Below are 11,505 nucleotides of genomic sequence, written 5' to 3'. Positions count from 1 at the left end.
TTTTCTTTTGCGTAGTAGTTTGTTATTGGGCCTTTGTTAATGAGCCACTGTGCGGGCCTGAGCAAAGGACAGAAGTTTCTTTGACTTCTCATCCCACAGATGCAGGCGGGCACTGGTAAGGCTTTCGCGGATCGTCATGCGATTGTCTTGTGCCAGTTCCGGGTAATCGCGCAGCACATCGGGCAGGCGATAAAACGGAATGCGGCTGTACAGGTGATGAACGTGGTGGATGCCGATATTCGCGCTAAGCCATTGCAGCAGCGGCGGCAGCACGTAATAGGAACTGCCCTGCAATGCGGCGGTGTGCATGTCCCAGTCTTCTTCCTGAGCCCAATGGGTATCCTCGAACTGATGCTGGACATAAAACAGCCACATCCCGGCTGTTGCCGCCAATATGGTCGAGGGCAGGAAGATCAACAGGATCGGCATAATTCCCCCGAACCAGTAGATCACCGCCAGAACCGCCACAATCGCGGCGTTGGTTCCCATTGCGCTGGCCCAGAACCGGGGACTGTTCATCAACCCCACCGGCACCCGGTTTTGCAGGAAAAACAAATAGCTTGGCCCGAACCCGAATAAAACGGCAGGGTTGCGGTAAAGCCGGTACATCAGCCGATCAAATCGTGTCAGGCTGGCATATTCCGCAACGGTCTTTGTATGCACATCCCCGATGCCACGCCGCCCCAGATGCCCGGCGGAACTGTGGTGAATCGAATGGGTGCGCCGCCACACGTCATATGGTGTCAGGGTGATCACGCCTAAAACGCGGCCCAGCCAGTCGCTCGCGGTGCGGTTGGTCAAAAGAGATCCATGTCCGCAATCATGCTGGATGGCGAACAGGCGCACCAAAAAGGCGGCATTCAACAGGGAAATTGCCAAGGTCAGCCAATAGCTGATGGACATCGCCCACCATGCCAGCGCCCAAAGGCCCAGAAATGCGCCCAAGGTCACGGCCAGCTCGAAGCTGCTGCGCCATGTGTTTGGCTGTCGATATTGCGCAAGGATCTTGATCCAGTCTCTTGCGGCTCGGGTTTCGGTAGCTTGCCCAGCGGCGCCGGATGGATCAGGCATTGATTTGCTTTTCTTTGTTGGTTCGGCTGCCCCTTTACATGATGGGGGGCGCGGCGGGAATGGTGAAAACTACTGTCTGGGGCGCTATGTCACAAAGGGGAAGCCACCAGCGGGCGCACGCGGCAGGGGGCGGCCCCGGATTTTATCCTGCTTTGCTGGCATAAGCGCCGTTTTGCCGACGGGCCGGGGCTACGGCCTGCGGGCCGTAATCGGGACCACTTGTGAAAATTCAGGGTTGGGATATTTCTGCGCACGAAGGCACTTTCGCCTTTGTTTCAGCGACTTATGAGTCGCATTTGGAGTTTTGCTTCATGAAGAAGTTCGTTCTGACCCTGGCTGCTGCGGCAGCGGTTTTTGCGGTTCAGGCACAGGCCGAAACCGCCGTCGAAGATACCGATGGCAACGGCACCTATTCGATGGACGAAATGGCCGCTGTCTACGCGGACCTGAGCGAAGAGCTGTTCGCACAGATCGACGCGGATGCCAGCGGCGAAGTCAGCCCCGAAGAACTGGCTGCCGCTGTCGAGGCCGGTTTGATCGAAGGCTGATCATCCGCCAATGACCAACGGCCTGACCTCGGGGCCGTCTGGACGCCCCCGGTGCTGGTTGCGCCGGGGGTTTGTGCTTTTGGGGAACAAGTCGATCAGGTCAAAAAACCGTTGTCATGCTATGCTATCCTTGCGTGAATCGGAATTGACAGGAGGTTGCATGTCCATCCGCACGATCCGCGATCTGACCCGTGCCTATATTCAGCCGGATAACCGGCTGGCGGCGCTAAGCTATTTTGGCACCTTTGCCGTGTATTTTGTGACGCTTTGGGCGGCTGTCGGATTGGTGGGGGCAGGGCTATGGAGCCTGCTTTTGCCATTGGCGGTGGTGGTGAATGCCTTTGCGGCGGTGCGGCTGTATGTGTTGCAGCATGATTGCGGCCATGCGTCCCTGTTCAAAACCCCGGCGCAGAATGTTTGGGCGGGCTATGGGCTGTCGGTGTTTACGCTGACGCCGTTTCGGGCCATGCGCTATAATCACAACCTGCATCACAAACATATCGGCAATCTGGATCATCGCGAAACCGGCGAAGTTCACACCATGACCCTGCGGGAATGGCAGGCGGCGGGACCGGGGACGCGGCTATATTATCGGCTATACCGGAATCCGGTGGTGCTGATGCTGGTCGGTGGCATTTTTGTATATTTCCTGCGTTATCGCTGGCCTAAAAATGCTTTGAAAACAGGTGTCTGGGACGTTCTGGCGCATAATTTGGGGATTGCGCTGTGGCTTGGGCTGATCTGGATTTGGGCAGGTTGGACCGGGTTGGCGATCTGGGCAGTCACGGCGGTGTTGGCCGGTGCGATCGGGGTGTTTCTGGTCTATCTGCAACATAATTTTGAAGAAACATATTGGGATCGCCGTCCCGATTTGAACCCTCAGATGGCGGCGCTGAAAGGTGCGTCCTCGTTGGATCTGGGGTGGTGGTGGGATCTGGGGACTGGAAATATCGCCTATCACGACATCCACCATTTTGAGCCACGCATCCCGTCCTATCGGCTGCGGCGGTGTCAGCGCGATCTTGCGGCAGCATTGGCACCGCAAACCACTTTGGTGCGCTGGCCCGAAGCACTCCGTGCCTTTCGGCTGAAACTATGGGACGAAGACGCGCAAAAGCTTGTGCCGTTTCCATCCCGAACAGCCCCAAAGCCAGTCACCGTTGCCTGAGCCTGATGCGCGCCTGTTATCGGCCTTGGTCGTTTCCTCAGGCCTTGGGGCGCTGCCCCAAACCCCGGAGTATTGCCAATCAGAAAGAAACCGATGCGCTTCTTTCTGATCTCAAATACTCTGGGGGAGGGCGCCATAGGCGACCGGGGGCAAAGCCCCCAATCTTAGGCTGGTCAGATCAGACCAACCGGCCTTCGGCGGTCAGGCGGGTTTTTCCGCCCAGATAGGGGTGCAGGACATCGGGCAGGGACACGGACCCGTCCGCCTGCTGGCCGTTTTCCAGAACCGCGATCAGCGTACGGCCCACTGCCAGCCCCGAGCCATTCAACGTGTGAACGAATTGCGGCTTGCCGCCATCGGCGGGTTTGAACCGGGCATTCATCCGGCGCGCTTGAAAATCACCGCAGACCGAAACAGAACTGATTTCACGATAGGTATTCTGACCGGGCAGCCAGACCTCGATATCGTGGGTTTTCGTCGCGCCAAATCCCATGTCGCCGGTACACAGCACCACCGTGCGATAGGGCAGGCCCAGTTTTTCAAGGATACCTTCGGCGCATTTCGTCATGCGGTCGTGTTCGGCCAGGCTGGCATCGGGGTGGGTGATGGAAACCATTTCCACCTTTTCAAACTGGTGCTGGCGCAGCATCCCGGCGGTATCGCGGCCTGCGCTACCCGCTTCCGAGCGAAAACATTGGGTATGGGCCACATAGCGGCGGGGCAGGCTGTCGTGGTCGACGGTTTCACCGTTGACGATATTGGTCAGGGTGACTTCGGCGGTGGGAACCAGCCACCAGCCTTCGCGGGTTTGATAGCTGTCTTCGCCGAATTTCGGCAGTTGCCCGGTGCCCAGCATCATTTCTTCGCGCACCAGAACCGGGGTCCAGGCTTCGGTCAGGCCGTTTTCATCCACATGGGTGTTCAGCATGAACTGCGCCAGCGCCCGGTGAATGCGCGACACTGCCCCGCTTAGCACCACAAACCGCGAGCCGGACAGTTTGGCCGCCGTTTCAAAATCCATACCGGGTTTGACGCCGGACAGTTCAAAATGTTCGATCGGCTGGAAATCGAATTCGCGCGGGGTGCCCCAGCGGCGGATTTCCACGTTATCGTTTTCATCTGCGCCTTGCGGGACATCGTCCAGCGGGGTGTTGGGCAGGGTCATCAGCAGGTCATTCAGCTTTTGATCCAGCTCTTTCGCCTCGGTCTGCATGGCGGCGATTTCGGATTTCTTTTCGGCGACCAGCGCGCGCAGGCGTTCGAACTCTGCCTCGTCGCCCTTGGCCTTGGCGGCACCGACCAGTTTGGCGGCCTTGTTCTGATCGGCCTGCGCGGTTTCGGCGGCCAGAATTTTGGCCCGGCGGGATTCGTCCAGCGCCAGAATGTCGGATGACAACGGCGCAGCCCCGCGGCGGGCAAGGGCCGCATCGAAAGCGGCGGGATTTTCGCGGATGGCACGGATGTCATGCATGGGTTTGCTCCGGGTTGCGGGTTTGAGTCGTGTTTCGCGCCGCTTATTGCCGATTTTTGCGCCGGATGTAAGCATGGCGCGTCTGCGCAATTGGATTTGTGCCATGAATGCGCCAATCCGTTACAGACAGGCGGGGCTTTCGCGCCTTGCAAATGGCGGGGTCCGCACATAGGTTCCCTGCAAATTCGCGGGGCCGTTTCGGCCCTGCCTGCATCTATAAGGACAGACAAGATGGACGCCATTGGCCAGTTTCTCCCGCTTATCCTGATTTTCGGGATCATGTATTTCCTGCTGATCCGCCCGCAGCAGAAAAAGATGAAGGATCACCAAAACATGGTATCCAATCTGCGCCGTGGCGATCAGGTGGTGACGCAGGGCGGTATCATCGGCAAAGTGTCGAAGGTCAAAGATGACGGCGAGATCGAAGTTGAAATCGCTGATGGCGTCAAAGTGCGCGTGGTCAAAGCCACCATTGCACAGGTTCTGAGCAAAACTGAACCGGCCGCAGCCGAGGCGTAAGCCTGTCCTGCCTCTAAGCGAAAGCCTATCCTATGCTACAGATTGACCTGTGGAAGCGCGTGGTAATCTTGGGGCTATGTGTCCTGGGATTGTTGCTGGCGCTTCCGAACGCGTTTTACACGCGGGTGGAAACCCATAACGACGCCGTCGCCGCCATCGAAGCCGGAGGCTCGGGGCAAGGGCTGGAGGAACAGGTTGGCCTGTGGCCGTCTTTCCTGCCGTCTGGGTTGGTCAATCTGGGGCTGGATTTGCGCGGCGGTGCGCATCTTCTGGCCGAGGTACAGGTTGAGGATGTTTATGAAAGCCGCTTACAGGCGATGTGGCCCGAAGTGCGCGATCTGCTGCGCGAGGAACGTGACACGATTGGCACGATCCGGTTGCAGCGCACCAAGGGCGCGGAGCTGCGGGTCCGGCTGAACCAAAAACCGGAAATGGCGGAACGCGCGGCTGAACTGGTGCGCGGTCTGGCGCGTCCGGTGGTCAGCCTGTCGGGGGCCGGGTCCAGCGATATCGAAGTAACCGTAGACGGCGCTGACGTGGTGGTCATGCTGAGCGAGGCCGAGCGCGTCGCCACGGATGATCGTACCGTCAAGCAGGCGTTGGAAATCATCCGCCGCCGGATTGACGAGGTCGGAACCCGCGAACCCACCATCCAGCGGCAGGGCGATGACCGTATCCTGATTCAGGTGCCCGGTGTGGGCAGCGCGAAAGAGCTGAAAGACATCATCGGCACCACCGCGCAATTGACGTTCCAGCCGGTTGTGACGCGCACCAATAACGCCGACATGCCCGCCGGGGCCGGAAACGAGGTATTGCCCGCCGTGGACGAGGCGGGGCTTTATTACGTTCTGGAACAGGCCCCCGTTGTCACCGGCGAGGATCTGGTGGATGCACAACCGTCCTTCGATCAGAACGGGCGGCCTGCGGTGTCGTTCCGGTTCAATACGTCCGGGGCGCGGAAATTCGGGGATTACACCGCCGAAAATATCGGCAACCCCTTTGCCATCGTTCTGGACGGAGAGGTGATCAGCGCCCCGGTCATTCAGGCGCATATCGGTGGCGGATCGGGGATCATCACCGGCAATTTCACCGTGGACGAATCGACCCATCTGGCGGTTTTGCTGCGGGCAGGGGCTTTGCCCGCCGGTCTGGATTTTCTGGAAGAACGGACCATCGGCCCGGAACTGGGGGCTGACAGCATCGAGGCGGGCAAAATCGCCTGTATCGTGGCTGGTCTGGCCGTGCTGATTTTCATGCAGCTTAGCTATGGGTTGTTCGGCACCTTTGCCAATATCGCGCTGATGATGAACGTCGCGCTGATCTTTGGTGCGCTGAGCCTGATTGGGGGGACGCTGACGCTGCCCGGTATCGCCGGGATCGTGCTGACCATTGGTATGGCGGTGGATGCCAACGTGCTGGTGTTTGAACGCATCCGCGAAGAATTGCGGACCGCACGCGGCCCGGCACGGGCGATCGAACTGGGCTATGATCGGGCGCTGTCTGCGATCATTGATGCCAATATCACCACCTTCATCATCTCGGTGATCCTGTTCATGCTGGGGTCTGGCCCGGTGCGCGGGTTCGCTATCACGCTGGGGCTGGGTATCCTGACCTCGGTCTTCACGGCGATCTTTGTGACCCGCCTTCTGATTGTCATGTGGTTCGAGCGTCGCCGCCCGAAAACGATTGAGGTCTGACCATGCGTTTGCGTTTTTTCCGCGAAGTTCCGAACTATGACTTCTTTCGCCTGCAAAAGCTGACTTTGGGTATTTCCGCGGTGGCCGTTGTGCTGTCGTTGGTATCCTGGCTGATGCTGGGCCTGAATTTCGGCATTGATTTCAAGGGTGGCACCACCATCCGCACCGAATCTACCGCTGCGGTGGATGTCGGGGCGTATCGTCAGGCGCTGGCCCCGCTGGGGCTGGGCGATGTGTCCATCACCGAAGTGTTCGATCCGTCCTTTGGCGAAGACAAGAACGTGGCGATGATCCGTATTCAGGCGCAGGGCGACCAAGAAGCGGTGACGCCTGAAACCATCCAGACGATCGAGGACGCGCTGAAAGGTGTCGACCCGTCGATCAGCTTTCCATCCGTGGAATCGGTGGGACCGAAAGTTTCGGGCGAGCTGATCCAGACCGCGGTTTTGGCTGTTGCGGCGTCGCTGGCGGCAATTCTGGTCTATATCTGGCTGCGGTTTGAATGGCAGTTTTCCGTGGGGGCCGTGGCCGCGCTGGCGCATGACGTGATCATCACCATCGGTATTTTCTCGGCCCTGCAAATCCGGTTCGATCTGGCGACGATTGCGGCGCTGCTGACGATCATCGGCTATTCGATCAACGATACGGTGGTGATTTTTGACCGGCTGCGGGAAAACCTGATCAAGTTCAAGACAACGCCGCTGCGCGATCTGATGAACCTGACGGTCAACGAAACCCTAAGCCGGACCATCATGACCAGCGGCACCACGCTGATTGCGCTGATTGCGCTGCTGGTGCTGGGGGGCGATGTGATCCGGGGCTTTGTGTTTGCGATCACCTGGGGCGTGATCGTCGGCACCTATTCATCGGTCTATGTGGCCAAAAACATCGTGCTGATGATGGGCGTGAAACGCGACTGGTCCAAGCCGGACAATAACCAAGGCAATCAATTCGCGAATATTGATGCCTGAGGTTCTGTCTCAAACGCTGTCCATCCCCGGTTTGGGGTGGATGGTGCTGGCGATCTTTCTGGCCGGGATGGTGCGGGGTTTTGCAGGGTTCGGTACGGCGCTGGTGGCCCTGCCGATCCTTGGGCAATATGTGCCGCCTATCTGGACGATTGTTGTGATTATCGTGGCGGACCTGATCGGGGCGTCGCTGAATGTGCCGCGCGCCTTGCGGGATGGGCAGCCCAAAGATGTGGGGGTCATGCTGCTGGGGGCGGTGCTGGCGCTGCCGGTCGGATTGTCCCTGTTGCTGGCGATCTCGCCCGAACTGTTCCGCTATATCGTCAGCATCATGGCGCTGATCGTTCCGGGGCTGCTGATGGTGGGGTTCCGGCTGCGCCGCCCTCTGACGCGCCCGATCCTGTTTGGCGCCGGGGCGGCAAGCGGTATTCTGGGCGGGCTGTCCGGGTTGGCCGGTCCGCCGGTGATTCTGTTGTTCATGGCCTCCAGTCGCCCGGTGGCGGCTATCCGGGGCAATATCATGGCCTATCTGTTTGGGTTTGCGCTGCTGACCCTGTTGGTATTGTGGCCGCAGGGGCGGCTGGATCTGGGCGCGGTGATGCTGGGGCTGGTGCTGGCCGGTCCGAATTTGGCGGGCAACATGCTGGGGGCGGCGATTTTCCGGCCAGATCGGGAACGGCTGTACCGCGTGGTTGGTTATACGATTACGGCAGTTTCGGCGCTAAGCGGGCTGCCGCTGTGGGACTAAGGACAAACGGGGACAGGGGCGCGGACGATGCAACTGACTGAAATTACCTATCGTGATGCGGTGCCGGTCGATGGCTACGGGCCGGGGTTTTTCCGGGTCGCGGGCCGTGTGATCGAAGGCCCGGCGCTGGTCACGCTGACCCGCGCCAGCAATTGGGGCGGGTTGGATGATCTGGCCGCGCTGCTGGCGCTGGAAGGACAGGTGGACGTGCTGTTTCTGGGAATGGGGGCAGACATTGCCCATGCCCCGGCGGCCTTTCGTCAGGCACTAGAAGCGGTTGGCATCGGGGTCGAAGTCATGAGTTCCCCCGCAGCCTGCCGGACCTATAACGTGCTGGCATCAGAAGGGCGGCGGGTTGCCGCTGCATTGCTGCCGGTTTGATCGGGGTCAAGGCCCGACCCGATAGGCTGGGTTAGGGCTGACGGGACAGCGTGGGGGCCAGCCCCCACACCCCCGGAGTATTTCGGGCAAGATGAAAAACGGTTTGCGGCGCTGGGGCGATCGGGTAGGACGGCTGCATGGAATTGAATGTATCGGAACTTGCAGTAGCGCGCGGCGGCGTGCCTGTGCTGGAGGGGGTCTCGTTTTCCGTATCGGCGGGCGAGGCGCTGGTGCTGCGTGGCCCCAATGGCTGCGGTAAAACCACGCTGTTGCGCACCGTGGCCGGATTGCAGCCCGCCCTGTCCGGCGTAATCGGGCTGGAGCGCGAGGCGATGGCCTATGCCGGGCATTCCGATGGCATCAAGGCGGTGCTGAGTGTGCGCGAGAATCTGCAATTCTGGGCGGATGTATTTGGCACCGGCACGATTGATCCGGCGCTGGCAGCATTTGATCTGCACGGGCTGATCGACCGGCCTGCCGGGGCGCTGAGTGCGGGGCAGAAACGGCGGCTAGGGTTGGCGCGGATGGTTGTCACCGGGCGGCCTGTGTGGGTGCTGGATGAACCGACCGTATCGCTGGATATGGATGCGGTAGCGATGTTCGCCGGGGCGGTGCGCACCCATCTGGCAGGCGGCGGGCTGGCGCTGATGGCCACACATATTGATCTGGGGCTGGACGAAGCGCGGGTGCTGGATATGCGCCCGTTCAAGGCCAAGGCCCCTTCGATCGACGATTTTGACGGAGCCTTCCTGTGATTGCCTTATTGATCCGCGATATTCGTCTGGCGGTCCGGGCCGGGGGCGGTTTTGGGCTGGGGCTGGCGTTTTTCCTGATCGTGGTGGCGCTGGTGCCATTTGGCGTGGGGCCGCAGTCGGCACTGCTGGCCAAAATCGCGGCGGGGATTTTGTGGCTGGGCGCTTTGCTGGCCTGCCTGTTGTCGCTGGATCGGATTTTCGCACTGGACTGGGAAGACGGGTCGCTGGATCTGCTGGCAACCGCCCCGGTGCCGATGGAAGCCGCCGTGTCGGTAAAAGCATTTGCGCATTGGTTGACGACGGGGCTGCCGCTGGTGCTGGCCGCGCCGGTGTTCGGGCTGTTGCTGAACCTGCCGGGGCCGGGCTATGGGCCGCTGGTGGTGTCGCTGCTGCTGGGCACACCGGCGCTGAGTGTGATCGGCACCTTTGGCGCGGCGCTGACGGTGGGGATCAAGCGGGGCGGGCTGTTGCTGAGCCTGCTGGTGCTGCCGCTTTATGTCCCAACATTGATTTTTGGCGCCGAAGTGGCGCGGCGCGGGGCCGAAGAAATGGCGTATCATACGCCGTTGCTGATGCTGGCGGGGATCACCTGCGGCGCTATCGCGCTTTTGCCTTTTGCCTCGGCCGCTGTACTGAGGGTGAACCTACGCTAACGGGGGTACGACACACGGGGATGTGAGTTGCGCCGCACGCAGGAAGAAATAGGAAAAGACATGGCCTCGATCTGGGAATATGCCAATCCAAAGAAATTCATCGCCACCACGGACAAGCTGTTGCCGTGGGTTTCGGCGCTGGCGGTTGCCACGCTGGTAAGCGGGCTGATCTGGGGGTTCTTTTTCACCCCCGAAGATTACAAACAGGGATCGACGGTAAAGATCATTTATCTGCACGTTCCAGCGGCGCTGATGGCGATCAATGCGTGGATGATGATGCTGGTGGCGTCATTGGTGTGGATCGTGCGGCGGCACCATGTATCGGCCCTGGCGGCCCGCGCGGCGGCCCCGATCGGGGCAATGATGACAATGATCGCACTGATCACCGGGGCAATCTGGGGACAGCCGATGTGGGGGACATGGTGGGAATGGGACCCGCGTCTGACCAGCTTTCTGATCCTGTTCCTGTTCTATCTGGGCTATATGGCGCTGTGGTCTGCGATTGAAAATGACGATACCGCCGCCGATCTGACCAGTATCTTGTGTCTGGTTGGGTCTGTCTTTGCGTTGCTTAGCCGCTATGCGGTGAATTTTTGGAACCAAGGGCTGCATCAGGGCGCGTCACTGTCGATGGACAAAGAGGAACATGTGGCGGATGTGTTCTATTATCCGCTGCTGGTGTGCATCGCCGGGTTTATCCTGCTGTTCGTCGCGTTGGTGTTTCTGCGCACACAGACAGAAATTCGCGCCCGCCGGACGCGGGCCTTGCTGGCAAGAGAAAGGCTGGGCCAATGATGCCGGAACTGGGAAAATACGAGGTAGAGGTGCTGTCCTCTTATGCGGTGTCGATTTTGCTGATCGTGGCGCTGGTCGTTGTCAGCATTCTGCGGTCGCGCAAGGCGCGGGCCGCGTTGGACGAGGTGGAAAAGCGGGGCCGGAAACATGGCTAAGATTTCTCCGATGATGATTGCGCCGCCGGTGATTTTCGCCGGGTTGGCGGCTATGTTCCTGATCGGGATGCAGCGGGAAAATCCCAATGAATTGCCAACCACGATGGCAGGAAAATCCGCCCCGGCGGTGCAGGTGGTGCCGCTGTCCGATTTGCCGGGTTTCACGGATGAAACGCTGCGGGACGGGCAGGTGAAGCTGGTGAACTTCTGGGCGTCATGGTGTGCGCCCTGCCGGGTGGAGCATCCCAATCTGGAAGCGCTGGCTGAACAAGGTGTCACGATTTACGGCGTGAATTACAAGGACAAGCCCGAGGCGGCGCTGAAGTTTCTGGCCGAACTGGGCAATCCTTATGCCGGGATCGGGCAGGACGATACCGGGCGGATGGGGTTGAACTGGGGCGTTTATGGCGTGCCGGAAACCTATTTGATCGACGGCGAAGGCCGGATCGTGACACGCCATGCCGGTCCGATCACCCAGCGCGTGATCGAAACAACGCTTGGCCCGGCTATTAAAAAGGCGATGGGGCAGTAAGCCCCATTTTGCCAGTGTGCAGGGGCAGGGGCGAGGTCGGGGCG

Annotated in this window: 14 protein-coding genes; 12 read left to right on the top strand and 2 right to left on the bottom strand. The window is 60.0% G+C overall.

The window, feature by feature from the left end; genetic code table 11:
- Positions 1–36: 36 nt before the first annotated feature.
- A complete protein-coding gene (locus FN828_RS11350; protein WP_142493590.1) occupies positions 37–1,071 on the bottom strand; it encodes a fatty acid desaturase in 1,035 nt (344 codons plus the stop codon).
- Positions 1,072–1,382: 311 nt separating this feature from the next.
- Between FN828_RS11350 and FN828_RS11345 the strand changes: the two genes are divergently transcribed.
- Both FN828_RS11345 and FN828_RS11340 read left to right on the top strand, forming a co-directional pair.
- The gene (locus FN828_RS11345) at positions 1,383–1,619 is read left to right on the top strand and encodes an EF-hand domain-containing protein (protein ID WP_142493588.1); all 237 of its coding nucleotides are present in this window, start codon (positions 1,383–1,385) and stop codon (positions 1,617–1,619) included.
- 160 nt (positions 1,620–1,779) lie between these two features.
- Positions 1,780–2,787: a fatty acid desaturase gene (locus FN828_RS11340; RefSeq protein WP_142493586.1), complete on the top strand. Its 1,008-nt coding sequence runs from the start codon at positions 1,780–1,782 to the stop codon at positions 2,785–2,787.
- Between the two features lie 178 nt (positions 2,788–2,965).
- Here FN828_RS11340 and serS read toward each other — a convergent pair whose 3' ends face one another.
- Positions 2,966–4,258, bottom strand: coding sequence for a serine--tRNA ligase (gene serS, locus FN828_RS11335; RefSeq protein WP_142493584.1), 1,293 nt, complete (start codon positions 4,256–4,258; stop codon positions 2,966–2,968).
- 231 nt (positions 4,259–4,489) lie between these two features.
- On the opposite strand from serS, the gene yajC reads away from it, so the two are divergent.
- The 10 genes from yajC to FN828_RS11285 all read left to right on the top strand — a co-directional run bounded on the left by yajC (position 4,490) and on the right by FN828_RS11285 (position 11,461).
- On the top strand, positions 4,490–4,777 hold the full coding sequence (gene yajC, locus FN828_RS11330) for a preprotein translocase subunit YajC (RefSeq protein WP_142493583.1): 288 nt from the start codon (positions 4,490–4,492) through the stop codon (positions 4,775–4,777).
- 32 nt (positions 4,778–4,809) lie between these two features.
- Positions 4,810–6,474, top strand: coding sequence for a protein translocase subunit SecD (gene secD / locus FN828_RS11325; RefSeq protein ID WP_142493581.1), 1,665 nt, complete (start codon positions 4,810–4,812; stop codon positions 6,472–6,474).
- A 2-nt stretch (positions 6,475–6,476) separates the two neighbouring features.
- Positions 6,477–7,445, top strand: a complete 969-nt coding sequence (secF, locus tag FN828_RS11320) for a protein translocase subunit SecF (RefSeq protein WP_142493578.1) — start codon at positions 6,477–6,479, stop codon at positions 7,443–7,445.
- Positions 7,438–8,190, top strand: a complete 753-nt coding sequence (locus FN828_RS11315; RefSeq protein WP_142493576.1) for a sulfite exporter TauE/SafE family protein — start codon at positions 7,438–7,440, stop codon at positions 8,188–8,190. The genes secF and FN828_RS11315 overlap by 8 nt, the downstream gene beginning before the upstream one ends.
- 27 nt (positions 8,191–8,217) lie before the next feature.
- Complete coding sequence (locus tag FN828_RS11310) at positions 8,218–8,571, top strand: Mth938-like domain-containing protein (protein ID WP_142493574.1); 354 nt, start codon at positions 8,218–8,220, stop codon at positions 8,569–8,571.
- 137 nt (positions 8,572–8,708) lie between these two features.
- Positions 8,709–9,326: a heme ABC exporter ATP-binding protein CcmA gene (ccmA, locus tag FN828_RS11305; RefSeq protein WP_142493572.1), complete on the top strand. Its 618-nt coding sequence runs from the start codon at positions 8,709–8,711 to the stop codon at positions 9,324–9,326.
- Positions 9,323–9,979, top strand: a complete 657-nt coding sequence (gene ccmB, locus FN828_RS11300) for a heme exporter protein CcmB (RefSeq protein ID WP_142493570.1) — start codon at positions 9,323–9,325, stop codon at positions 9,977–9,979. The genes ccmA and ccmB overlap by 4 nt, the downstream gene beginning before the upstream one ends.
- 60 nt (positions 9,980–10,039) lie before the next feature.
- Positions 10,040–10,774: a heme ABC transporter permease gene (locus FN828_RS11295; RefSeq protein WP_142493567.1), complete on the top strand. Its 735-nt coding sequence runs from the start codon at positions 10,040–10,042 to the stop codon at positions 10,772–10,774.
- Positions 10,771–10,929 carry a heme exporter protein CcmD gene (gene ccmD / locus FN828_RS11290; RefSeq protein WP_142493565.1) on the top strand — a complete coding sequence of 53 codons (159 nt, stop codon included), beginning with the start codon at positions 10,771–10,773 and terminating at the stop codon, positions 10,927–10,929. The genes FN828_RS11295 and ccmD overlap by 4 nt, the downstream gene beginning before the upstream one ends.
- On the top strand, positions 10,922–11,461 hold the full coding sequence (locus tag FN828_RS11285) for a DsbE family thiol:disulfide interchange protein (protein ID WP_142493563.1): 540 nt from the start codon (positions 10,922–10,924) through the stop codon (positions 11,459–11,461). Before ccmD ends, FN828_RS11285 begins: the two co-directional genes overlap by 8 nt.
- Positions 11,462–11,505: the final 44 nt, after the last annotated feature.

Source organism: Thalassovita litoralis (assembly GCF_900182725.1).
Classification (GTDB): Bacteria; Pseudomonadota; Alphaproteobacteria; order Rhodobacterales; family Rhodobacteraceae; genus Thalassobius; species Thalassobius litoralis.
The sequence above is the reverse complement of the archived record's forward strand: the minus strand, read 5'-3'. Positions and strand labels throughout refer to the sequence as shown.